This is a genomic window from Streptomyces sp. NPDC027663, assembly GCF_055566415.1.
Window position 1 is genome coordinate 25,651 of record NZ_JBVHSK010000021.1, and the last position, 24,190, is coordinate 49,840.

Sequence of the window (24,190 nt, forward strand, 5' to 3'; positions counted from 1 at the left end):
TTACCGTTGAGACCTCACGCATCCGGAAGGACAGTCGCCGTGCACATCGCCATCCTCACCTTCGAGGGCTACAACGAACTCGACTCCCTGATCGCGCTCGGTGTGCTCAACCGCATCAAGACCGACGACTGGCGTGTCACCATCGCCACCCCCAGCCCCAAGGTGACGTCGATGAACGGGGTGACCATCGAACAGATGTCCACTCTTGAGGAGGCGTGTGCCGCCGACGCCGTCATCGTCGGCAGTGGCATCGCCACCCGCGAGGTGGTCGAAGACCCGGCGATCATGAGTGTCCTGCGCGGCCTGGACCCCTCTCGCCAGCTCATCGCCGCGCAGTGCTCCGGCGCGCTCGTGCTGGCCAGGCTCGGCCTGCTCAACGACATCCCCGCCTGCACCGACCTCATCACCAAGCCCTGGGTCATCGCCGCCGGCGTCGAGGTGCTCAACCAGCCCTTCTACGCCAAGGACAACATCGCCACCGCCGGCGGCTGCCTCGCCTCGCACTACCTCGCCGCCTGGATCATCGCCCGCCTCAAGGGCAACGACGCCGCCGAAGGCGCACTGCACTATGTCGCCCCGGTCGGCGAGAAGGAGGAATACATCGAGCGCGCCTGGCGCAACATCACCCCCTACCTGCCCGCTCCCACACCGGCGCTGGTCTGAACACCCACAGGAGCTTCACCCACGTGCAAGCCAGGAGATCCACCCACGTGCACCGGGGGCACCTGATCAACTTACGCTCCATCGGGGGCGCGCACATCACCCTCCAAAGGCACACCCGGCGCACTGGTTGAGGCCGGGCGCCGCGGGCACGCGCACTGCAGGACGGCGGATGCTTCGTCGCTCGCGCGGCGGCCGGGCGGCAGGGGAGAGGTGAGCGAGGATGACCGACAGGTCAACGGCGGTGTCGGGGCTGCGGATTCCCACGGACACCGGTGATGTTCGCTGGCCACCGCTGCGGCCCGGCGGCTATGACCCTGCCGCATACACCGGGTGCGTGATGCGCAGCGCGGGGGAGGCCGATGTGTCACCCCTGTTGGTCATGACGGTGCTCCACGTCGAGGCGTACAAGCCGCACCATCCGCTGCTGGAGCGGCTGTGGCAGTGGTGGAAACCCGGGGCGTCCTTCGGGGTCGCCAACATGCACCGTGCGACGTTCGAGCAGGTCCGGCGGACGCACGGCCTGTCGGAGAGATGGCAGGACCTGCGTGACGATCCCGCTTTCGCCATCCGCGCGGCGGCCTTGCACCTGAAAGATCTCGACGGGAGCCTGCCGCAGCGGCACGTGCGCCGCTACACCCGTGACGAACTCCTCGCCCTGGGCTACAACACGGGCGAGCGCAACATGCGGTCCTTTGCCAGGGGGGTTCCACCAGGACCCATGGCACGGTCGTACCTGCGCCGTTTCCGTACGTACCGGAACCGCGCCGCACAAGTCCTGACGGACCGTGGCGGACATCTGCCGGCGTAGAGCCCCGCAGCGACAAGGCAAGACGGGAGTCCTCCTCGACACCACACAGGCTCAACCGGACGCCCATGGCCGCCATGCCACCTACCCCGTGCTCCTCCGTGACGGCGACCCGCGCCCGGGCAAGGTGGCCGGCGGACGGCACGTGGGAGAGGAGCCTGTTCCTGCTGGTTCACCACGCACGGAGGCTGAGGAACACCGGCGATGAGGGGTTGACGCGGTACCCGGCGGTCGGATCGGCCACCCGCTCGGTCCGGCTGCCACCAACTCCGCGCGGACGTCTTTTTCGCAGCGGCGAACATCGCTAGCCTCATGTGCTGCAATGACAGCCGCGTATCTCATGCGGTTCTCATGCAATGCGGACGGGGGAGCCATGGACGTTGCAGTGATCTCGGAAGACCCTGACGGGGCGGACCAACTCCGTTCCCTTCGCGACTGGTTGGCCGATTCTCAGGAGTTACGCGGGCGGGTCGACGGTGTGGAGCGGCCGCCGGACACCGGCACGCTGGGTCCGGTGCTGGACGCGTTGTCCGTCGCAGTCGGTCCGGCCGGTGCGGCGACCGCGTTCGCAACCGGTCTCATTGCGTGGCTACGCACCCGCCGTGGTGATGTGCACATCAAGGTGACGCTCCCGAACCGGAGTTCGCTGGAGCTGACCGCCAAGCGGGTTTCCGGTCTCGACGCTGCCGCTCTGCAGCAGCAAGTGACCGAGGTGACCAATCTGTTGAGCCAGCAACGAGAGAACGCGGACGAGCCCGAGCGTGGTCAGCTGCCATGACGGACCTGTCGGGCGAAGGCGTACGGGTCATGCTGATCGCCACCGCCACGCACCAGGGACCCCTGCTGCCGTCGGTGCCGGCCGTCGCCACCTCCTGCCGGGATCTGCGCGCGGTCTTGCTCGAACGCTGTGGGGTGCGGCCCGACCGCCTGCGCACGCTGCTCGACCCGGTCGACGCGCAAACCATGGCACGGGCCGTCACCGAGGAGGCGCAGTGTGCGGACACCGTGCTGCTGGTCTACTTCATCGGGCACGGTCTGCTCGGCCCGGACGGAGAGCTGTACCTCGCGGCCACCGGCACCGACCGCCTCACCCCCGGGATGGCCGAGCATCAGGCCCTGTCGTTCTCCTCGCTGCGGCAGGCGCTGGAGGCGAGCCGTGCGTCGTCCGTCGTCGTCGTACTCGACTGCTGCTTCTCCGGACGGGCTTCGTTGAGCGGCAGATCGTCCCTGCCTGCGCTCACCATGACGCCGGCGCACGGCATGTACCTCATGGGATCCGCGGAACAGCTGGCCCTCGCGCCTCCTGACGCCGCACACACCGCGTTCACCGGCGCGCTCATCGAGCTGCTGACGCACGGCGACCCGCGCGGGCTCCAACCACTGACCCTGGACGCGGTGTTCGACGCGGTCTTCCGGAAGATGAGCGACCGGCAGGGGCCGCTGCCGCGGCGCCAGGCCGGGGACCGCTCGGGACACCTCGTCATCGCACCGAACCCGGCGGTGCCCGCGCAGGCGGGACCTTCGGAGGATGCGGAGCCCGCGCCCGGTCGCTGCCCGTATCTGGGCCTGGATGCCTTCGGCGTGGAAGACGCCGACGTGTTCTTCGGGCGCGACGGCATGACGGAGCGGGTGTTCGCCGCGCTGACGGAGGTGGCCGGGGCGGATGAGCCGGGCCTGCTCATCCTGGTGGGTTCGTCCGGTTCGGGAAAGACCTCCCTGCTCAATGCCGGCCTCACGGCCGGACTGCGCGAGCGAGGCCTGCTCGGCACCACCTCCTGGCTCCCCCTGCGCCTCACCCCCGGAAGAAGCCCGCTCCGACGGCTGGCAGCGCTGTTCGACACCAGCCCCGAGGCCGTCGATCTGATGCGGGAGGCCCCCGATCGCGCGGCCGGACTGGCCGCACGACTGCTGGCCGGCCGACCGGAGCAGCGGCTGATCGTCCTCATCGACCAGTTGGAGGAACTGTTCACCCTGTGCCCGGACCCGCAGGAACGCACCGCGTTCCTGCGGGCGGTCACTGCCCTGGCCCGGCCCGTCGGGGACCTGCCCGAGGCGCTGGTGGTGCTCGCGCTTCGGGCCGACTTCTACGGTCAGGCGGCCGCGCACCCCGAACTGCTCGCCGCTCTGCGCGACACCCAGCTGTTGGTCGAGCCGATGACCCCTGAAGAACTCGACGCCGCCATCGAGGGACCGGCGGCCGCCGCAGGGCTGGTCCTCGACGAGGGGCTCGCCGACGTGATCCTGCACGAGTTCGGCGCGACGGCCGACCAGCAGCCGACCGCGGGCGCGCTGCCGCTGTTGTCCCATGTCCTGTGGGCGACCTGGCTGCGACGCACCGGATCGCGGCTCACCGTCGCCCAGTACCGTGCCGCCGGCGGCATCGCGGAGGCGATCAAGACCACCGCCGACGACACGTACGACGGACTCGACCGGCAGGGCCGGGAAGCCGTACGGCTCATGCTGCCCCGGCTGGTGCGGGTGGGGGAGGACTCCGCCGACACGGCCCAGCCCGTGGACCGCTCCGCGCTGCTGCACGGCCTGCCCGACACTTCGGCCGGGCAGCGGGCCATCGACCGGTTCACTCGGGCCCGCCTGCTCACGCTGGACCACGATTCCGCCCGTATCAGTCATGAGGCGCTGTTGCGCGCCTGGCCGCGACTGGCGGAGTGGGTCGATGCGGACCGGGACTGGCTGCGTGCCCGGCAGCAACTGGCCGCGGATGCGCGGGCGTGGGAGCGGGCCGAGCGGGAGCCGTCGTTGCTGTACCGGGGGAGCAGGCTGGCCGCTGTCCGGGAACGTGCTGAGTCGTCACCGGCGAGCGCGGTCGAACCCGAGTCCGTGCTCGCGGAGTTCGTGGACGCCTCTTGGCAGCAGGAGCGCCGGAGCGTGCGCAGGGCCCGGATCGCGGTGGCGTGCCTCGTGGCCCTGACCGTGCTTGCCACGTCCGGGCTGATCGGCTCCGTCATCTTCCAGCGCCGGGCCGAACGGGCGGGCGACCGCGACCTGGCCCGGTACCTCGCCGCAGAGGCTGAGGGCATCCGTGACCAACAGCCCGGCCTGGCCAAACAGCTGAGCCTCATCTCGTACCGGATGAACAAGGACGCGGGACGCGGCGCGCTGCTCAACAGCAGGCGCACGGCGGGCGTGATCAACGCGGAGAAACCGGCCCACGACCTTGCCTACAGCGGTGACGGCCGGATCCTCGCGATATCGGTCGGCGATGCCGTCGAACTGCGCTTCAAGGGCGGTTCCCAGCGCATCGAGCGGAAGGGAGTGGACGTGATCGGCCCGGTCACGGTGAGTCGGGACGGCCGGACACTCGCCGCCGTGACGTACGACGAGCGTCGACCGAAGACGACGTGGGTGCGGTTGTGGGACATATCGGATCCCACACACCCGCGGCAGACCTCCGCGCCTCGACTGGACCACGCCGTCCACTCGCTCGTCCTCAGCAGAGACGGCAAGATACTGTACGGCGGCCTGTGGACCGGTGGGATACGTGTCTGGGACATCGGCGACCGGGCCGCGCCGAGGCCGCTGCCGTCCCTCACGGCGCATTCCGCACGGGTCGACTCCCTGGCCGTGTCACCCCAGCGCGACCTGCTCGCCAGTATGAGCGTCGACGGCCGGATCCAGCTGTGGAAGGCGGCGGCCTCCGGACGGCCCGAGCGGGTCGCGGTGCTCCAAGGGGCGAAGTACGACCGCACCACAACGGCGAACACGAGGCCGCTGCACCGGGTGGCCTTCGATCCTCATGGGGAGAAGCTTGCGGCCCCGGTGGCGGGGAAGAACAACGACGGGCTCGGGCTCTGGAAGCTGGACGCGCCCGACAAGCCCGAGCGGATGGGGCCGGCGAAGAAGAGTTCGACGGACGCCGGCGATACCTCCATGCAGTGTTACGAGGGCATGGACTCCGTGACGTTCAGCCCGGACCGCGAGTACGTCGTCGGGACCTGCGGCGGCCAATGGCACATCCGGATCTATATGAAATCCGTGATTCCCAACGCGATCCTGTCCGGGGCGTCGGGCGGGGGCGGGGGAGGAACTACGAACGAGCCAGGCATGGTCCTCTTCGACCCCGGCAATTCCCGAAGGCTGTTACAGGCCACCGACCGCGGCGTTCGCGTCTGGTACCTCAGCAACTCCGCCCAGCTGGGGGCCGAGACGTTCATTCCGGCGACGCCCGGAACGGGAGCCCAGTTCGACTACCGCTTGGTGGGCAAGAGGCGACTGCTCGCCCTCGAAGGGGTGGGCGTGAACTACCTGCTCGACGTGACGGATACACCTGATTCATTCCGGGTGCTGGCCGTGACGCGCTCCCCCAGCATGTTCACGGGCGCCGACATCGCCCTCAGTCCCGACGGGCGCCTCCTCGCCGATGTGGAGGTGTACGAGGGCAAGAAGGCCGACCAGAAGGGCAAGAAAGAGCAATACGTCGGCCTGCGGCTGCGCGCGACCCGCGATCACGCACCTTTGCTGTCCACCATCGACGAGTTGGACAACGGTGTGCAGGCGATCGCCTTCAGCCCCACTCAGCCCGTCATGGCGGTATCCGACATGAATGGCTGGAAGGACAGCAACCACAAACCACCGGTCGTAAGGATCTACGACATCGCGGACCCCAGGCGTCCACGGCAGATCGCCCGGATCAAGGCGACGACGACGCACCTCGACTTCTCCCCGGACGGCGAGAGTCTCCTCCTCGCCGATTCCCCCTTCGTCGACCGCAACGATCCCCAACCCCATGCCCTGGACCAGTTGCAGGCCTGGGACCTCACGGACCCGACGCACCCGGAAAAGCGGTGGGGGCGGCATGTACCAGACGCGATCGATTCGGTGAACCTTGCCTTCCGGCCTGATGGCAAGCTGCTCGCCGCCTTCGAAAGCGACGGCACCCTGAGACTGTGGCGCGTCGAGAAGCACCGGCTCGCCGAAGAGGTGTCGCACGTCAACATGGGCATCTACGGCAGCCCGATCGCTTTCAGCCCCGACGGAGCCCGTCTTGCCCTGGTCGCGCAGAAACAGGTGGGTGACGACGGGCGCCCGGAAATCTGGGACGTGACCGATCCGAAATCCCCCAAGCTGCATTCCTACCTGCCCGAGGAGCCGTCCGGGATCTACGCACTCGCGTTCACCCCGGAAGGCGATTCCCTCGCCACCGTCAGGGCCTCTGCGGGCGTCGACATCTGGGACATCGAACCGGAACGTGTGATCGGTGACCTTTGCGACGGGGTCGGCGACCCGATCACCCGCAAGCAGTGGAAGCACTACCTCCCTGACAAGCGGTACGACCCCCCGTGTCATCCGTCCTGAGCCCGTGTCCAACGTGGTTGGTCGGTCGGTGGGACTGAGCATGGGGAGTGGGCGGTGCCGACATCGACGGCGCATCGCCGGTCGTCATCCGGTCGCGTGCCGGAGTCTGGAGCCGACTGCATCGGCAGATGCTGCCACTCCCGGTGAAAGGACCGGGTTCACCTGTCCCGCGCGGTTCTCGACTCGGCTCACGTCCGAGCAAAAAAGGGGGCAACTTGCAGGTTCGAGTCCTGTGGACCCGGGGCAAGCCGGGTGCCAAGGTGTACGTCTTGTCCGACGCGGACGGATGGAGAAAGGGCGACGACGCCATGGTCAGGTCTGCCTCAAAGAGCTTGGTCCGTGCGAGCCTCGTACTCGGTGCCGTCCTGGTGTCGGCCCTGCTTTGTGCCACGGCGAGTGGGGCTGCTCCCGAGGACCCGCGGGGAGACGCGGGAACGGTCGTCGCTGCACGTGCGAGCAGCGAACGCGGCTGTCCTGTCGTGTACTTCGACCTGGGCGAGACCCTCCTGCACACCGCGGACGACGGCAGCACCGACTATCAGCGTGGCGCGGCCTCTTACCTGCGCGTCCTGCGTGAACGCCACATCAAAGTCGGCCTGATCACCAATGTTCCGCCTTCCTGGGGCACGACCGACGCCGAGCGCGCGGCCAAGCTGAAAGAGGTGGTCGACGCGACGTGGCGGGGCCCGGTCCCCTTCGCCTGGGAGGATTTCGGAGACCGAATCCTCACTCCGCGCGCCGAGACCGAGCGCAAGCCGGCTCCGATCCTCTGGCAGCGCGCGAAGGCTGACTCCGGCCACTGCCGAGTCGTCTACCAAGCGGAGACGGCCGAGGAGGTCATGGTGGCCTCCTCGCTGGGCTTCGTGTCGTACCAGGTCGGCCGACCCCACCGGCCCGTCTTCCTGCCGGTGGGGCTGATCGAACTCCTCGGCCATCGGTCCCGCTGACTGGCCAGGCCCGCCGGTCCGGATCACTCGCAGCCGCGACGCCAGTTCCACCCGATGAAGGTGTGCTTCAGTTCTACGTCGAAGTGACAGGACACGCCGGAGTCCGCGTCGATCTGCACATAGGAGTGGTGTGTGTTGGCGTACACCGTGCCGGTGGGGTCGAAGATGCCGGCATAGGTGAATGAGGCGTGTGCCTCGGAGTTCACGACGGCGCAGTTGGTCGCGCAGTCGTCCTTCTCGGACGACGTCAGCAGCGACCATCCCGCGTTCCAGGGCTCCCGGTTCCACTCCTGGCGAGCCTGGGTGGCGGCGTCGACGACGCGGCCCGAGGCCGTGTTCCAGGTCGACGTGGTGTAGAGGCCGGTCATGCGGATGTTGCAGCAGTCGAACATCTCGCTCCACGTGTGCAGTTGATGGGCACCGACAGCGGCGGCACCCATCCGCGCGCCCGTGACCGCCTCCGTGGTCGAACCGGCGGGCACGTATCGGACCGGACCCAGCTCCGGCATGCAGTCGTCACCGATGGTGACCTGCTGCTGAACCGCCACCCCCGCGGGCGGCGCGGGCAGCGAGCCGGACAGTTTCACGCTTCCACAGGTCTTGGCAGCCTGCGCCTCACCGGTGCCCTGCCCCGTCTCGGTGGCTACCGCCGAACCGCTTAACACGCCCACCAGGGCGATCGAAGCTGCGAGCACACTTACAGTCCGCTTGGCCAAATTCCTTCTCCTGTCTACAAGTTGCCCGGTGATGCGCTGGTCGGGAATCACCAGTTCTTCGGGGCCAACGTACCGACGGCTCGGTCCGGCGTCCGACCCGCCCCGCTCGCCTGGCAGTTCGCTGCTCGGTGTTCTGCCGCCGGCCGTCCCGGCCCGTCCTGCATCCCGGCCCGCTCCGCGTCCTGGGTTCGTCGCGGGCCCGGGGGCGGTGGGGGGATAATGGCACCGCTACGACATGTCCACCCCGGCGTTCCTCTACGGCGTTCTTACCGATGCCGATCTCCAGCCGTTCGGGGCGGCGCGTTACGTAGTCAGCCCGACCTTCCAGCCCGTCTCCGGCGGCGAGGAGTGACGGTGTCTCACAAAGCCAGTTAAGACGGCCCCTTACTACGTAGGCCGGTTCTCCGTTTCCAAATGTCTATCGGGGAAGAGTGGTTCGGGAGGGAAATCGCAGCGGCTCGCCCCACCCTGCTCTCCCAGCACCCGCTTGAGCTGCACCGTCGTGCAGTGCGGATGGTGGCCGAGGCACGACCGGAGTACGACACTGAGGTGCTGTCCCTGTGGATCAACGGATGGACCGACAGGTCCACGGGTGTGCTGAGCTGACAGCCGGGAGGCACGAAACCCTTGCGCGTGCGCGGAGGTGTCATGGCGTCATGTGGGCAAGCGGTTCCAGGGGCACGTCACGGATGACCGTCGGTGCAAGAACGGCTCAAGATGCAGGCACAAGGTTGAAGAAGCATTATGAGGGTAGGTAGGCGTCTGCCCCCCTACGGTGTCAAAAATTCGAGTACCTGGCTTGTAATTCTTCAAGAAGGCTACTTCTCCAGACGACGGAGCCGGTGCACGCGACGTGCGACGCCCTCGCGACTGCTGGGCAGCTCGCGGCCGTCATTGCGCTCAGCGTCAATTGTTTGCACTGCTTCCATGGGGGATGAGTTACCAAACCGGGCGCCGGATCGACCGTGTTCTGTCGGATCGACCGTGTTCTTCGGAGGGAAAGACCGATGTGGGTAAGCGCCTGGCGGCTTGCCTCCGTAGCTCTGCGAGCAGCATGCGTTCTGATGGGCGGGTCGACCGTCGCTAAGGGTTCGATCACGCGCCCAAGCCGTCAGCCCATCACCGTCAATGGAACGAGTCCACTGGAAAGGGACATGAGCCGGAATCCGACGGTGAACCGCAGGTCGAGCAGCGGTCATGTCCGGGGCGCGCATCAGCCGCCGGTGCCCGGCCACTGCCAGGGATGAGTGGCAAGCCAGACGTGGCAGACGCGGGCGACGATGATGGCGAACGACGCCAAGAAGAACAGACAGCCGCCTATGAGCAGGGCGGCGGCAGCGGCGCCTGAATGCTTCCGGCCGTCGCTTGCACGGCCCTGCACGGCACGCCTTCCGGGCGGGTCGTCCCGGCGGAGCCGTCCGCGCTGCCGAGGCACTCGGCACGTCACGAGTTCATGCTCACCCCGTCACTTCGGATGCGCATCTCCACGGCCGCGTCCTTCGGCGGCCGCAGACGGACGCGGAGGGCGGCCGCCGGCCCGGCAGCGGAGGAGGGCGCACTCGCCCCGCTGCTGCCGGTTGGGTGGCCTTGTTGCCGCCCTAGGGCACCCGTCCCGTACGCGTGCGCTCGGCGGTCATCACCCGAGGCGTGCCGCCGCCCACCGCAGAACGGCGCAGCGGCCCCGGCTGGGCACCGTCCACAGGGCATGTCCCCGCAGTCCCCAGCGGCGCAGCAGGGTGTTGGCGGCGATGAAGCCGCTGGTGGACGCCCGTTCCATCAGTGCCACCGGCAGGTCGGTGCGGACGAAGTCACCTGCGAGAACCAGGCCGGGCGTGGAAGCGCGCACCGTGGGACGGTCGGCGTGTCCGCCGACCGGGAACAGGGGGCAGTCGGCACGCCATTCGTGGCGGGCGTCGACCACCCTGGCCCGACGGGTCTCCGGGTAGAGGCGACGCAGTTCATCGAGGAGCTTCCTCTGCGTGACAGCCCTGTCGGCGTTGCCGGGAAGGGCGTAGGCGTGCAGCTCCACGACCGATCCGCCGGTGCGGGCGGCCCAGCGGGCAGCCTCTCCTTCCCAGCCGCTCAGCACACTGACGTTGTCCAAGGCGCCGTATCCGCTGGTTCCGAGGAACCCGGGCCGGTCCGCGCGCAGGGGCGCGTCCAGCCACAGGCGGGACACCAGGAAGGGCGGGGCGGTGCGCAGCCGCGCCACGCGCTCACGCCACTCGCTGTCGCCGAGACCGCCGGAGCGGGCCACCAGTGAGCGCAGCGCCGAGGGGTCGAGGGCGAGCACCGCGGCGTCGTACGGTTCCTCGCCGCTCGCGGCGGCCACGGCGAAGCCACCCGTGGGCCGGACGGAGACGCCCTCCACCGCGGTGCCGGTGCGCACGCGCACGCCGAGTCGGTGCAGGCGGCCGGCGAGCGGGTCCCACAGTGCCTGCGGGAACGGCTCCGTGGGCACGTCGAAGAGCAGGCCCTCGGCCGAGCCGAGGAAATAGATGTGGAACATCAGCGCCATCTCCGCGGCCGACAGCTGCCGGGGATCGGCGAAGAAGCTGCGGGAGAACACCTCGAAGGCCAGGTGCCGTGCCGCCGCGGGGAAGCCGATGGCCTCCAGCAGGTCGTACGCGCTGACCTGGTCGAGACGGTCGTAGACCGCGGGCACCCGTACGTCGAGGAGCGGCAGCGCCGAGCGCGCACGGATCCGGGCCAGATCACCCAGGGAGAACGACGGGCTCAGTGCCACGAACCCGAGCACGCTCAACGGTGGAGTGCGCGGCACGTGCCGGAAGCCGTCCCGCCGGCCACTGCCGTGCCGCAGGGGGTAGTCGGGCAGGCTAGTCAGGCGGCACAGGCCCGGGTCGGTGCGGCGCAGCAGGGCACGCAGGTTGTAGTACTGCCGGAAGAAGGCGTGGAAACCACGGCTCATGGTCACCGTCGTACCGTCGGCCAGTCGCGTGGGCCATCCGGCCAGCCGCCCGCCGAGCTGGGCATCACGCTCGTACAGGGTGACGCGTACGCCGCGCTCGGCCAGAGCGGTGGCCGCGGTCAGTCCCGCGATACCGCCGCCGACGACCGCCACGTGCGGCGTGCCGGCCCCCTCGGCACGTTCGGCGCCCGGCGGTGCGGGCACCAGTCTGGCCAGCCGGTCCCGGCCGGGAAGGGGCGGGCGGGTTCCGGCGGTGGAGCGAGGACGTGGCCCGGTCATCGCCACGCCTCGCCGGTGCCGGCGGACGGGCGGCGTGCGACGACGGTGTGGGTGATGCCGGTTTGCCAGCCCGGCAGGGGCAGTACCCGCACCAGCTCGAACCCGGCCCGCCGTACGCGCTCCCCGAGCTGCCCGGCCGTGTCGAAGGCGAGGACACTGCGCCACAGATGCTGGTAGAGCGCTCGGTCACCGAGCAGCGCGGCGACCGGCAGCACGAGTCCGCCGCACACCGCGTTCCACACCGCCCGGTGTGGCGCCCGTCCGCTCAACGCGTACTCGTGCACCGCCAGTCGGCCGTGCGGCGCGAGCAGCCGGAGTGCGCAGGCGAGCACGGCGTCCGGATCGGCGGTGTTGCGCAGCAGGTACGCGGCGAAGACGGCGTCGAACGGACCCGTCACCCCGGCGCCGGCCAGGTGCTCCACCGGGGCGTGCACGAAACGCACCGGCCGTGGCCACGGCCGGCGGGCCGCACGCCGCAGCATGCCGGGCGACGCGTCGACGGCCGTGATGTCCGCGCCAGGCAGCACGGCGGCCAGCGCCGCCGTCGAGGCGCCCGTGCCGCAGCCGAGGTCCAGCAGTCTCAGACCCCGGCCCTCGCCGGGCAGGCGGAGGCGCCGGGCGGAGCGGCGCAGGTGGGCGTGGTAACCGGGGTTGGCCGCCACGAGGGTGTCGTAGCTGCGGGCGGCGTGGTCGAACGCGGCTGCCAGGTCGGCGTCGCGTAGCACGGGCATGCCATCTCCGTAACGGGTCATGGGCCGCAGGCGTCAAGCGGCGGGGAGGTTCCGGCGTGGGGTGAACGGCAGGGCGAGAGCCGAGCCGAGCATCGCGGCGACGGGAGCGTGCAGACCGATGGACAGATCCTCCGGGAGGCTGGTGCGCCCGTCCAGGAAACGCAGCAGCCGGCGCGCGGGCACGTGACTGAACAACCGGGTGAAAAAGGCAGGCCCGTCCAGTCGGCCGTGGTCGAGGGCGTGGAGCAACACTGCGTCCATGAGCCGGGAGCGGGCCGAGTGGGCGCGTGGGGGCAGTGGGCGGCGGCCTGCGTGGAGCGCGGCGGCCACGGCGCCGGTCTGGCGTTGCACGGCGCTGAAGGTGTAGCCGGTCGCGGGCCGGGTGGCGCCTGCCGCGGCCCCGATCCGGAATACGCAGGCGGCGGTCTGCCGGGGAAACACCGCGTCCGTCATCGGAATGACACCCTGTTCGCACGCGGTGACCTCGTGGTCCCCGGCCTTCAGGATCCGGGTGACGTAGTGCCGCAACGCCCGGTCGTACGCGTCCCGGCCGAGTGCGTGGCGGGAGAACTCCGTGTACTCGACCAACGCCTCTTGCGGGGCGGTGGGCAGGACGTAGCCGAACGACAGGCCGCGAGCGGGCTGCGGGGTGCGGAAATCCATGAACTCCACCGTCGCCGGATCGAACACCGGCCGACGGGTGCGGACGAACCAGCCGCGGAAGTGCTGCAGCAGCGTCGTGCGGGCCGGCGGCAGGTGCGCCGGCGGCCGGGAGTCGAACACCCAGCGGGCGCGGACGGTCACCCGGCCACCGCCGGCCCGCCGGGCGTGCACCAGCGCGCCGCCCGGCGCGGACTCGACCCGTTCGGCCAGGGCCTGGACGGCTGTCACGTGCGGGCTGTCGGCGAGCACTCGGCCGACCAGTTCCTCGAACGCGGCGGAGCGCAGCATCTTGTAGTGCAAGGGCGCGATACCGGCGTCCACCGTCCGCCCGTCACCGCACCGCACCCGCAGCCGCTGCCAGGAGGCGGTGAGCACCCCGTCGTACGGCCCCGTTCCCGTCTCCCAATAGCACCAGGTGCGCTCCGGTGCGCGGAATGGGCCCGGTGGTGCCGCCAGCAACACCGCGGTCACCCGGCGCGCGCCCGCGGGCGGCCGGGCCAGCCGCAGGGCCAGCGAGAGTCCGGCGGCCCCTGCGCCCACGACGGCGACATCCGCGGTGATGTCCACGGAGGCTCCCTTCCCGAGGCCGGTCCGTCCTGCCGTCAGTCTTCCCGCCCGCCGTTCGCGGCGGATGCAGCCATGGGCGTGTCGGACGGCCGGCTGCCCACGGCGCCGGGATCTCCACCGAACGGCGCATCCGAGGGGGCGACCGGCGCGGAATGTGTGACAACGCAGCAAACCGGTGCGACAGGAGCAGGTTTCGGGGCGTAGCCCCCGCAGAGGGCGAGAGGATCCGTGATGCGTTCCATCCGGGCGGTCCGTGGTCTCACGACGGACTCACCGCGCACGCCACCCGCTGTGGCCGACCACCAGGGAACCAGGGAGCCGACCGGACCGGTCGACGCAGCCGCTGTGGACCCGTCCGCTGTGGACGCCGATGTCGCGGGCGTCCTCGACCGGGAGCTGCGGGCGCTGCTCGCCGACCGCCTCGCCGGCTGCCGCGGGCTGGATGCGGTCTTCGCCCACGACATCGCCGAGCGGGTGGCGCGCTTCACCCGGCACGGCGGACGCCGAATCCGCCCCCGACTCATGTGGTGGTCCCTGCGCGCCTGCGGGGGAGGGGATACCGCCCAGGTGCGCGCGGCACTGCGGACGGCGGCAGCCCTCGAACTGATCCAGACCTGCGCCCTCATCCAGGACGACCTCATGGACCGGGCACTCAGCCGCCGCGGCACACCGTCCCTGCACGCCGACGTGGCCGACCAGTACGCCGCAGCGACATCCCAGGCCGCTGCCCACGGACTCGGCACGTCCGCCGCGGTGCTCGCCGGGGACCTCGCACTGGTCTGGGCGGACGACGCACTGGCGAGCCTGCTGCTGGACGCCGGGCTCTCGCACGACAGCGCGCGCCGGCTGAACGCGGTGTGGCGCGCCCTGCGCACCGAGATGGCGGCGGGCCAGTATCTGGACGTGCAGGGCCAGGCCACGTCCGTCCGCACCGTGACCCGCTCGATTCGCGCCGCCTGCCTCAAGAGCGCCCGGTACACGGTGGAACGGCCGCTGGAGCTGGGCGCGGTTCTCGCCGGAGCCGACGCTGCCACCACGGCGACATTGCGCCGCGCCGGGCGCAGCGCGGGCCTCGCCTTCCAGTTGCGGGACGACCTGGACGACCTCTTCGCGGACTCCGAGGTCACCGGCAAGCCGTCCGGCGGGGACGTGCGCCAGGGCAAGCCCACCTATCCGCTGGCCGTCGCCCGGGCGCTCGCCACGGCCGCCGGCGACCGGTACGCCCTCGGCGTACTGGAACGGACGGTCGGCCGCACCGATCTGGGCGAGAGCGAACTGGTCGAGGTGCGGCAGGTCCTCACCGCCACGGGCACGCGCGATCTGGTGGAGGCGAAGATCGCCCGACTGACCCGTCAGTGCCTGCGTCAGCTCGGCACCGCGACGCTGGAGCCGGGCGCGGCTGCCCGGCTGTGTGCCCTGCTGACCGGGATCACCGAAACCTCCGGCCAGGTGCCCGAGCCGAGCGGACCACCGGCCGCCGTCCTGGCCGCCGCGGAGACGGAGGCGGGCCGGTGACCCGACAGATCCCGGGACGCACCGACCACGTGGTGGTGGTCGGCGCCGGACTGTCCGGCCTGTCCGCCGCCCTGCACCTGCTCGGCGCCGGCCGCCGCGTCACCGTGGTCGAACGCGAGCCGGGGCCCGGCGGACGCGCCGGACGACTGGAACTCGGCGGCTACCTGATCGACACAGGGCCGACCGTGCTCACCATGCCGGACATCGCCGACGAGGCGTTCGCCGCGGTCGGAACCTCGCTGCGCGACCACATCGAACTCATCGAGCTGCATCCCGCCTACAGGGCGCGCTTCGCCGACGGCAGCGTCCTCGACGTGCACACCGACGCCGGGGCGATGGAGGCGGAGATCGAACGGTTCGCCGGAAGCGCCGACGCCGCCGGATACCGCCGGCTGCGGCACTGGCTGGGCCGGCTGTACCAGGCCGAGCAGGGCCGATTCCTCGATGCCGACTTCGACTCGCCGGTGGAGCTCCTCACCCCCGGCCTGCTGCGGCTCGCCGCACTCGGCGGCTTCGGCAGCTGGGAGGCGCGCATCGCCCGCCATCTGCGCGACGAACGGCTGCGCCGCGTCTTCTCGTTTCAGGCCCTGTACGCCGGCGTCCCGCCCGAGCGGGCCCTTGCCGCCTACGCGGTGATCGCCTACATGGACACCGTTGCCGGGGTGTACTTCCCGCGCGGTGGCATGCACGCCCTGCCCCGGGCGATGGCCGACGTCGCAGCCGGGGCCGGGGCCGAGTTCCATTACCGGCAGCGGGTGACCCGTCTGGAACGCGTCGGCGAACGCGTCACCGCCGTGGTGACCGACGATCAGCGCATCGCCTGCGACGCCGTCGTCCTCACCCCCGACCTGCCGGTGACCTACCGCCTGCTGGGCCGCGCCCCGCGCCGCGCGGTACGGCTGCGGCACGCCCCGTCCGCGGTGCTCCTGCACGCCGGCTGCGACCGCACCTGGCCGGAACTGGCCCACCACACCCTGTCCTTCGGGCATGCGTGGCAGCGCACCTTCCAGGAACTGACCCGCACCGGCGAGCTGATGAGCGACCCCTCCCTGCTGATCACCCGGCCCACCGCGACCGATCCCGGACTGGCCCCGCCGGGCCGCCACCTGCACTACGTCCTCGCCCCCTGTCCGAACACCGACATCGGCCCGGGCGTATCCGACTGGTCCTCTCTCACCGCGCGCTACCGCGACAGCCTGCTGCACGAACTCGACCGCCGCGGCCTGGCGGGCATCGCGTCGGCCATCCAGGAGGAGTGCCTCGTGACCCCCGCCGACTGGAGTGCGCAAGGACATGCGGCGGGCACACCGTTCTCCGCCGCGCACACCTTCGCCCAGACCGGGCCTTTCCGCCCGCGCAACCTGGTGCGTGGCACCACCAACGCCGTACTCGCCGGCTGCGGCACCACGCCAGGCGTCGGCGTGCCACCCGTGCTGCTGTCCGGCAAGCTGGCCGCCGCGCGCATCGCCGGCCGGGCCCGGTCCCGCGCCGTCTCCGCGCCGAGCAGCCGCCGCAACGTGGAAGAAGCACGCCCGTGACCGCCCGGGAACTGGACGCTGCCGGCATCCGCGACCCGCGCCTGCGCGCTGCCTACACACAGTGCCGGGAGCTGAACGCCCGGCACGGCCGCACCTACTTCCTCGCCACCCGCCTGTTGCCCCCGGAAAGGCGCCCCGCCGTGCACGCCCTGTACGGCTTCGCCCGCTGGGCCGACGACATCGTCGACGCTCAGGGCGGCGCCGGCACACGCGACGCCGATGACACACCTGGGCGTGCCGCAGCCCTGGACAGGCTGAGAAACGACCTGGCCTGCGGTCTCGCGGGCGCCCGTGACACCGTGCCGGTGGTCGCCGCGCTGGCCGACAGCAGCAGCCGCTACGCCATCGATCACCGCCACTTCACCGACTTCCTCGCCTCCATGCGCAGCGACCTGACCGTCACCGAGTACGCCGACTACGGCGAGCTGCGGGCCTACATGCACGGCTCGGCAGCGGTGATCGGCCTCCAGATGCTCCCCGTCCTCGGCACCGTTGTGCCCCAGGAGGAGGCCGCGCCCTACGCGGCCGAACTCGGCGTCGCCTTTCAGCTGACCAACTTCCTACGGGATGTCGGCGAGGACCTCGACCGCGGCCGGATCTACCTTCCGCAGGACCTGCTCGCCGCGCACGGCGTCGACCGGGAGCTGCTGCGCCGCTGCCGGGACACGAACACCGCCGACCACCGGATCACCGCAGCACTGCGGGCGTTCGCAGCCCTCGCCCATGACGCCTACCGGCGTGCTGCCCCGGGCGTGTCGATGCTCGACCCCGTCACCCGGCCGTGCATCCGCACGGCGTTCGTACTGTACGGCGGCATCCTGGACGCCGTGGCCGCCGACGGCTGGGCGGTATTGCACCGCCGCGCGGCGGTGCCCCGCAGGCGCCGCGCGCTCGTCGCCGGCGACGGTCTGCTGCGGGTGATCGCCGCGCGCCTCGCAGCCCGGCGCAGGCTCACCGGTGCCCCCGCCGCGTTCCCCTGCCCGTCACCCGCCCGGAAGGAGGCCGCGTGACGTTCCCTCCCGCGCCCCGGCGCACCCGGCTGCCCCTGCGCCTGCGCCGGCATCCCGTCGCCTGGCACCGACAGCACCCGACCTGGTTCATGGCCCGGCCCGCGCTGATCGCCGACGCGCTGGGGCGGGCGCAGGGCCGGCCGACCGGCAACTGGTACGTCGTCGGCTCGTCCCGGGACCTGCGACCGGACCGGCCGCTGGGCCGGACCGTCGCCGGCGAAGAGGTGGTGCTCTGGCGCGACGCGCAAGGCGGCATCGTCGCCGGGCCCGGTCTCTGTCCCCACCTGGGCGCACCCCTGGCCGACAGCCGGGTGCACTGCGGCACCCTGCTCTGCCACTGGCACGGACTGGCCCTCGACGGCAGGCCCTTCGCCGGCTGGGAACCGTGGCCCGCCCACGACGACGGGGTGCTGCTCTGGGTACGGCTCGACGGCGCCGGAGGCGAGGAGCCCACCGCCCGGCCACTGGTGCCGCCCCGTCCCGCCGCGTCCGGCGCACTGGCAGCCGTGTACACAAGGACCGGCATCTGTGAGCCGGAAGACGTGGTCGCCAACCGCCTCGATCCCTGGCACGGGACCTGGTTCCACCCCTACTCCTTCGTCGACCTCACCGTCGTGGACGTTCCCGGGCGACGCGAGGACGGCAACGCGTTCGCGGTCGATGTCTCCTTCAAGATCGCCGGCAGACTCGTCGTCCCCGTCCGCGCCCTGTTCACAGCCCCCGGACCGCGCACGGTCGTCATGCGAATCACCGACGGCGAGGGCGAGGACTCCATCGTGGAGACCCACGCGACACCGCTGGGAGCCGACGCCCTGGGCAGGCCGCGCACGGCAGTGGTGGAGGCGGTCCTGGCAACCTCCGGACGGCCCGGATTCACCCTCGCGCGCCGGGCGGCCCCCCTGCTGCGCCCGGCGATCCGCTACGCCGCGGGACGCCTGTGGCGCGACGACCTGTCCTACGCCGAACGCCGCTGGGCCCTGCGTTCGACGGGCCGCTTCCCCGGCTCCGGGCCAAGCGAGTGGCCCCCTCCCGCGGGCTGACCGAGCGGCATCCGCGTCAGACCGATGCTCAGCGTGCGCCGCCGGCCGCTTACTGCTGCGGGGCACGCACCAGCGCTTCGGGCAGATAGGCGGATCGGATGCCCAACTGCCAGCCGTGCGCGACAGAGGCGAGGGCGGCCAGCGCGACGGCTCCCACCGGGAGCAGGCTCCGGGCAGCGGGGTCGGCACCGGCGCTCTCGCGATGCGCCACGAGTCGTTCCTCCAGGGCCTGCTCGAACGCGGCCTGGTCGTCGTCGAGCAGGACACGCAACAGCCGCTGATCCGGCGTCAACGTCCCGGCCGAATCGAGCTGTTCGGCCGCACGCGACCGCTCGGCCGCGTCCGGCTTGCCCAGCGGCACGGGGCCGGGGAGAGCGCCGGGACAGCGTCCTTGGACGACGGTCAGGTAGCCGCACAGCGCGTCCATCTCGGCGAGGTCGGCCGGACCGGACACCGACTCACGCTTCGAGTACGGAACGCCGGCACGGATGGCGGGCGCATAGTCCTCGCGCAGCAGAGGGCCGATCACCCGGTTTCGCTCCCAAATCAGTCCGCTGATGACGGACCACGCGAACGCGTCGGTCCACGTCCGCGCCGTGGTTCCCGGGTGGGCCGGCTCCCACCTCTCCTCGTAGTGCAGCTCCTCGCTGCTGAGCGTCTCTCGTACGAGGGGGAGGGGAACCGAGAAGTCACCGTCCGGGAAACACGCGAGGCTCAGCACACCCAGGGCGCACTCGGCAGCTGTGATCAGGGCTCCGCGCGAGTCGGGCGTACCCAGGGCCGGGTCGGGCACGGTGCGCGCGGCGACGTGGTCGGCCAGCTCTTCGCCGAGTTCCCTGAGCCCACGCCGCAGCGGCACGCCGCCGTAGCGCATGTCGTGCCACCGGCCGAAGGCCCGGCCGGACATGCCCTCAAGGGCTTGCTGGATCCGCTGCTCTGCGACTGGGTGACGCGTCACTTCCTTGGTAATCATGCTGCCATCCTGGCAGTGCCCACTGACAGCGCAGTCCAGTCCCACTCTGCGCGCTGACCACCGTGCCCATCCGAGGATCCAGCTCTGACCAGCGCGTTCGTTCTGTCGCTGCTCATTTTGTGATCACGACAAGCCTCAAGGGCAGGAACAACGGCGTTCGGGGGGCTGTTCGGCTCCCGACTCACCACAGCAGTAGGGACATCGCGCAGGCCGCCGCCAGCACGGTCAGCAGGGCGCACATCACGAACACCGAGCCCACCCCTTTGATACGGTCCACGACGGAGTCGCCCAAGGCGCGCCTCGTACCGACCACTTGCTGTCCCACGACGTGCTGACTGAGGCCGTACCAAGGCCTGAGGCTCTTGAGCGACTCCTCGCCCAGGAGTGTTGTGACGACGATGAGCGGCCGGGCCTTGCGCCCCACCAGACCGGCCTCGCCCGCTGAGAACGTCCCCTGCGTGAAGCAGCGTTGCGCATGGCTGAGCATGCCGGCGGCACGCTGCCGGTTGGCCGGGGAGTCCTGGTCGAGCGCCACCATGTGCTTACCGGACACCCGGTCCGCAGGCGGCACGTCGAGCCGGGTGGCCCGTGCCACCACGGCATCCCACGCCTCGGCGTTCACGGCGTACCCCTCAGCGCCCTCAAGGCCGTACGAGATGGGCACCCCGGCCCGCAGCCCGCCGGTGAGGAACAGCGAGGCGACGGCGGTCAGCCCGCGTGGCGGGTAGCGGCCGATGCCGATGCCCAGCACCAGCACACGGATGTCGCGGTTCATGTGGTCGCGCTCGGCGGTTGTCTCCCCGGACAGGCCGGTCATCAGCAGGATCCACACCTGTTGCCGGTGGGAGGACTCGCGCAGCGCGTACAGCAGCAGGGAAGGCTTGGAGTCGTCGATGAGTTCGCCGATGGAGCGGCCCGCACAGCCCTGGGCCAGCAGGTCGTCCGGCGACAGCGCGCTCGCGTTCTGCCGGCGAACCGGCATCTACGAGTAGTCCTGGGTGGGAAGGCGCCCGCGGGACTGCACGAACCAGGTCGTCATCCTCGCGCCCTCCCCGCCGCCGACGGCCTCAGATGTGGGTGATGCTGAACGACCTCGATGCCCGTCCCGGTCACCGTGCCCTCCGCGAACTGGGCGATGGCCCGCTCCAGGGCCTGGTCGTGCCCGAACATGTCGTCGAAGGCCTCACGCCAGAATCCGCGCCGCTCGCGCAGATAGACGTTGAGCACGAAGCGCAGGGCGTGGCGCAGGGGCTGGTCGGTGTGGACGGGCCGGAACTCGGCCCCGGCACGGCGGCTGCGGTAGAGGAAGCGGAGGTCGCCGTCCGGCGACTCGGTGATCGACGAGAAGACGATCGAGCCGGTGGTCTGCACGGGGATGACGACGCACCCGACCCTGGGCCGCACGGTGGGGTGCGCGAGGTGGTCGAACAGGGGCTGGTATCCGGCGCGCACCCGGCTCAGCAACTCGGCGGAGCCGTGCTCCGTGGCGACGTACTTCTCGCACTTGAGGGGAACGACGAGCAGCAGCCGCGGCTTGTCGTCCGTCCGCAGGATGTGCTTGACCTGTTCGTACATCAGGTACGGCTCGTTGACGCGCTCGTGGTACAGGCCGTCACGCTCCACCAGCGCGGGCGTGTCGACCGCCAGGACGACGACCGGGCTCCCGGCGAGCGCGTCCCTGACGCCCTGGGCGACCGGGGTGCCGTCCGGCTCGCGCAGCAGTCCGCCGGCGTAGTCGGTGAACCTCAGGACGAAGCGCGGGTTCTTGTTCTTGCGGCCGACCGCGATCTCGTAGCGGTGCAGCTCGTACCTGGCCGTGTTGGTGACCGCGTCACGGACCTGGACCGAGCGGGAGAGAGACTTCAGGACCGCGACGACGTCGCTGAGTTTCGTCGCCGTCTCGCCCACCGGTGTGAGGTCCAGGTCCGTGCCGCCGATCACGGAGGAGTACTGGACGTACATCGAGGCCAGCAGCGAGGTCTTGCCGGCTCCCGACGGGCCGAGCATGGTGACTTCGAGGACGTAGCGGGCGGACACGCTCATGCCGCGGCCTCCTCGGGCGTCCGGGGCAGCGGTCCGGGCCTGCCCGGCGCGGCCAGTGCCGCCAGTGCGGCAACGCCCTCGGACCAGCGCCGCAGGTGCGCGGCGTCCTCGGCGAGGGCGGCGAACTTCCCCGGCCAGATCTCGGCCCTGATGTCCTGGTAGAACACCAGCCACTCCTCCTCGGCGCCCGCCGACGCGATGACCCGGTCGTAGAACTCCTCGACGATCGCGAAGATGGCCGCGCTCGGGTCCGCGAGCGCCTTGTGCAGCTCGCTCCGGCATTGGTACAGCGCCTCGGCGTACGCCACTTCCAGCATCTCCTGCACCTGCTGGGCCGTCGGGCCGGGCTCGTGCGGGAAGGGCATGGCCGGGGTGTCGGCGTGCAGACCGTCCAGACAGGCCCGTACCCGGTGCTGGAGCATGCCCCGGTAGGAGAGCTGGAAGCCGGCCAGGAGTTGCAGCGCGTACCGGATCTCGCTGCCGCCGTCCTCCCGCACCCGGGGCACGCGCGCGGCCACCTCCAGCAGGAACTCCCGTCCGGCCGGCGCACCGCTGAGTCCGCCGAGCCCGCCTGGTCCGCGCAGCACGACGGCGACGCGCCGCTGCATGTCGGCGGTACGGGCGTGCAGGGCCATGTCGCACTCCAGGAATCGCCTGGACAGCCTGGCCCGGGACTCGTTGAGGTACTTGCCGTACGCCATGCTGAGCCCGTCCTCGGCGGCGGCGCGGGCGACCAGTTCGTCCACCGCCGGATGGGCCGGGTCGCGTTCCGCCGCCTCCAGGACCGACTCCACGGCGTCGGCGAGCAGGTCGTCGGTCAGGTCACGTTCGTCGCGCAACTCCCGTACCAGACCGGACAGTCCGTGGGCGAGCCGGGCGTGCGTCTGCTTGAACAGCGTGGTGAACGGCAGGAACCAGATCTCGGTCGGCTGTGCCAGGTCGGCCAGCCGCTCGGCCCGCGCGGCCAGGTGGGCCAGCCGTTCGTGCAGTTCGGCGGCCTTCTCGGTGCGCACCGCGAGGAGGCGGTCGTCGAGGTCGTCGAGGTTGGCGAGCAGGTAGTCCAGCACCCGGTCCATGGCTCCGGCCACGACGTCCGGCCGGGAGCAGTCCGCGATGTGGGCCTCGGCCACGGTGAACCGCGAGGCCGGCAGCCACTGTTCGGCCATCCTCCGGGCGTTCGCGCTGTTGTCGCTCGTCGGGACGGTGCACTTGTTGATCAGCAGGAAGGAGCAGCGGTCCAGCCCGGTGGCGGGCAGCCCTTCCTGCACGTGGTCGTAGAGCTGGTGGTCGGGCTTACCGACGCCGTCACCCAGCGGATCGGGGCGGCGGACGAAGACCACGATGTCGATCTCGTCCCGCAGCGCGGCCACGATACGCTGCGCGTCCTGCAAATTGGTGTCGTCGAGGCCAGGCAGGTCGATCAGCGACAGCCCCGTCCAGTCCTGGTGGGCGAAGTGCGTGGTGATCCGCACGTATTTCACTGCGCGGAAGGCATGGCAGGGCTGGTCGTGCTCGTCGGACTGGGCGACGAACCGGCGGATCTCCTGCGGGCCGACGCGGTGCGGCGAGGCCGTGCCCAGGAAGCGGCGGTACTCGGGCAGCGTGCTGTGGAACTGCGCCAGGTGGGAGTACCTGCTGCTCTCGACGGACTTCTCCCCGGCGGGCTCCGGGGGCAGCGGCCCGGCGAAGCGTTCGAGAGTCGTGGGGGCGGGGCCCAGCTCCAGCTCCGCGTAGTAGGGGGCGATCACCTCGCTCAGGAAGGAACGATCGGTGTGGAAGTAGACCTCCGCCTGGGTGGGGACGCCGTCCTCGTGGCGCAGCACGCTGGTGACCCCGGTGCAGAAGCCGCCGTCGCTGGTGGGCACCTCCTGGTCGGTCAGCCCGGTCAGGCTCTGGATGAGCCGGCTCTTGCCCTGCCGGGCCCTGCCGATCACGCCCACGTTGAGCGTCGCCCGCCGGAACCGGGCCGCGGCCGCGTCGAGTGCGGCGGCCTCGACCGGCAGCTCCTCCAGCAGCCCGCTCACCTCGGCGCCGAGCGCGGCCAGCCGGCTCCGGGCGTCATCTGGCACCCGGCACGTCAACTCCGCCCGCAACGCCTCCAGTTCACGAAGCCGGTCCAGGGACTCCGTCACCCAGGTATGAGCGCGCTCCAGTGCCTGTGCCTGCCGAGCACGCCGCCGACGGATCTCCGCGATCCTCTCCGCACGCGACATGCGGTCCCCCCTCACCACACGACAAACCCGGCGGCGGAACCGCTGGGTGCGCCGATGATGACAGGAAAATCAGCAGATCCGGCCGTGATGACAAGAACTGCCGGAATACGAGCGATTTCGCCCGAGGGGCACCCCTGTCACCCCACCGCGTCTCCGCGGTAGGCGTCACTGCGGCAAACGCGTTCCCGTTCCTTGATCATCTCGGGCCACAGCCCGAACGGTCCGAGTTGGCACATCTCTGCAGG

The 24,190-nt window shown here is 70.9% G+C and carries 17 protein-coding genes; 9 read left to right on the plus strand and 8 right to left on the minus strand.

What is annotated here, in order from left to right; all coding sequences use genetic code 11:
• Window positions 1-39: 39 nt before the first annotated feature.
• The 5 genes from ACZ4SF_RS34695 to ACZ4SF_RS34715 all read left to right on the plus strand — a co-directional run bounded on the left by ACZ4SF_RS34695 (window position 40) and on the right by ACZ4SF_RS34715 (window position 7,728).
• A complete protein-coding gene (locus tag ACZ4SF_RS34695; RefSeq protein ID WP_468392458.1) occupies window positions 40-663 on the plus strand; it encodes a DJ-1/PfpI family protein in 624 nt (207 codons plus the stop codon).
• A gap of 220 nt (window positions 664-883) precedes the next feature.
• Window positions 884-1,471 (plus strand): lytic transglycosylase domain-containing protein, encoded by a 588-nt coding sequence (locus ACZ4SF_RS34700; RefSeq protein ID WP_468392460.1) that lies wholly within the window; start codon window positions 884-886, stop codon window positions 1,469-1,471.
• 370 nt (window positions 1,472-1,841) lie between these two features.
• Window positions 1,842-2,246 carry an effector-associated constant component EACC1 gene (locus tag ACZ4SF_RS34705; RefSeq protein ID WP_468392462.1) on the plus strand — a complete coding sequence of 135 codons (405 nt, stop codon included), beginning with the start codon at window positions 1,842-1,844 and terminating at the stop codon, window positions 2,244-2,246.
• The gene (locus tag ACZ4SF_RS34710) at window positions 2,243-6,781 is read left to right on the plus strand and encodes a caspase, EACC1-associated type (RefSeq protein ID WP_468392464.1); all 4,539 of its coding nucleotides are present in this window, start codon (window positions 2,243-2,245) and stop codon (window positions 6,779-6,781) included. Before ACZ4SF_RS34705 ends, ACZ4SF_RS34710 begins: the two co-directional genes overlap by 4 nt.
• Window positions 6,782-7,260: 479 nt before the next feature.
• Window positions 7,261-7,728 carry a hypothetical protein gene (locus ACZ4SF_RS34715; protein WP_468392466.1) on the plus strand — a complete coding sequence of 156 codons (468 nt, stop codon included), beginning with the start codon at window positions 7,261-7,263 and terminating at the stop codon, window positions 7,726-7,728.
• A gap of 23 nt (window positions 7,729-7,751) precedes the next feature.
• Here the strand turns inward: ACZ4SF_RS34715 and ACZ4SF_RS34720 are convergent, their stop codons facing one another.
• The 4 genes from ACZ4SF_RS34720 to ACZ4SF_RS34735 form a co-directional block, all read right to left on the minus strand.
• Window positions 7,752-8,423: a hypothetical protein gene (locus ACZ4SF_RS34720; protein ID WP_468392468.1), complete on the minus strand. Its 672-nt coding sequence runs from the start codon at window positions 8,421-8,423 to the stop codon at window positions 7,752-7,754.
• Between the two features lie 1,657 nt (window positions 8,424-10,080).
• The gene (locus tag ACZ4SF_RS34725) at window positions 10,081-11,652 is read right to left on the minus strand and encodes an FAD-dependent oxidoreductase (RefSeq protein WP_468392470.1); all 1,572 of its coding nucleotides are present in this window, start codon (window positions 11,650-11,652) and stop codon (window positions 10,081-10,083) included.
• Complete coding sequence (locus ACZ4SF_RS34730; RefSeq protein WP_468392472.1) at window positions 11,649-12,383, minus strand: methyltransferase domain-containing protein; 735 nt, start codon at window positions 12,381-12,383, stop codon at window positions 11,649-11,651. Before ACZ4SF_RS34730 ends, ACZ4SF_RS34725 begins: the two co-directional genes overlap by 4 nt.
• 33 nt (window positions 12,384-12,416) lie before the next feature.
• Window positions 12,417-13,613: a lycopene cyclase family protein gene (locus tag ACZ4SF_RS34735; RefSeq protein ID WP_468392474.1), complete on the minus strand. Its 1,197-nt coding sequence runs from the start codon at window positions 13,611-13,613 to the stop codon at window positions 12,417-12,419.
• 231 nt (window positions 13,614-13,844) lie between these two features.
• On the opposite strand from ACZ4SF_RS34735, the gene ACZ4SF_RS34740 reads away from it, so the two are divergent.
• Genes ACZ4SF_RS34740 through ACZ4SF_RS34755 form a run of 4 tightly spaced genes read left to right on the plus strand, consistent with a single transcriptional unit; the run spans window position 13,845 to window position 18,716 of the window.
• The gene (locus ACZ4SF_RS34740) at window positions 13,845-15,128 is read left to right on the plus strand and encodes a polyprenyl synthetase family protein (RefSeq protein ID WP_468392475.1); all 1,284 of its coding nucleotides are present in this window, start codon (window positions 13,845-13,847) and stop codon (window positions 15,126-15,128) included.
• Window positions 15,125-16,666 (plus strand): phytoene desaturase family protein, encoded by a 1,542-nt coding sequence (crtI, locus tag ACZ4SF_RS34745; protein ID WP_468392477.1) that lies wholly within the window; start codon window positions 15,125-15,127, stop codon window positions 16,664-16,666. The genes ACZ4SF_RS34740 and crtI overlap by 4 nt, the downstream gene beginning before the upstream one ends.
• Window positions 16,663-17,676, plus strand: coding sequence for a phytoene/squalene synthase family protein (locus ACZ4SF_RS34750; RefSeq protein ID WP_468392479.1), 1,014 nt, complete (start codon window positions 16,663-16,665; stop codon window positions 17,674-17,676). The genes crtI and ACZ4SF_RS34750 overlap by 4 nt, the downstream gene beginning before the upstream one ends.
• Window positions 17,673-18,716, plus strand: a complete 1,044-nt coding sequence (locus ACZ4SF_RS34755) for a DUF5914 domain-containing protein (RefSeq protein ID WP_468392481.1) — start codon at window positions 17,673-17,675, stop codon at window positions 18,714-18,716. Before ACZ4SF_RS34750 ends, ACZ4SF_RS34755 begins: the two co-directional genes overlap by 4 nt.
• Before the next feature lie 49 nt (window positions 18,717-18,765).
• Here ACZ4SF_RS34755 and ACZ4SF_RS34760 read toward each other — a convergent pair whose 3' ends face one another.
• The 4 genes from ACZ4SF_RS34760 to ACZ4SF_RS34775 all read right to left on the minus strand — a co-directional run bounded on the left by ACZ4SF_RS34760 (window position 18,766) and on the right by ACZ4SF_RS34775 (window position 23,945).
• Window positions 18,766-19,689 (minus strand): immunity 49 family protein, encoded by a 924-nt coding sequence (locus ACZ4SF_RS34760; RefSeq protein ID WP_468392483.1) that lies wholly within the window; start codon window positions 19,687-19,689, stop codon window positions 18,766-18,768.
• A 181-nt stretch (window positions 19,690-19,870) separates the two neighbouring features.
• The gene (locus tag ACZ4SF_RS34765) at window positions 19,871-20,671 is read right to left on the minus strand and encodes a hypothetical protein (RefSeq protein WP_468392485.1); all 801 of its coding nucleotides are present in this window, start codon (window positions 20,669-20,671) and stop codon (window positions 19,871-19,873) included.
• Window positions 20,672-20,724: 53 nt separating this feature from the next.
• Window positions 20,725-21,732: a hypothetical protein gene (locus tag ACZ4SF_RS34770; RefSeq protein ID WP_468392487.1), complete on the minus strand. Its 1,008-nt coding sequence runs from the start codon at window positions 21,730-21,732 to the stop codon at window positions 20,725-20,727.
• A complete protein-coding gene (locus ACZ4SF_RS34775) occupies window positions 21,729-23,945 on the minus strand; it encodes a hypothetical protein (protein ID WP_468392489.1) in 2,217 nt (738 codons plus the stop codon). The genes ACZ4SF_RS34770 and ACZ4SF_RS34775 overlap by 4 nt, the downstream gene beginning before the upstream one ends.
• Window positions 23,946-24,190 lie beyond the last annotated feature (245 nt).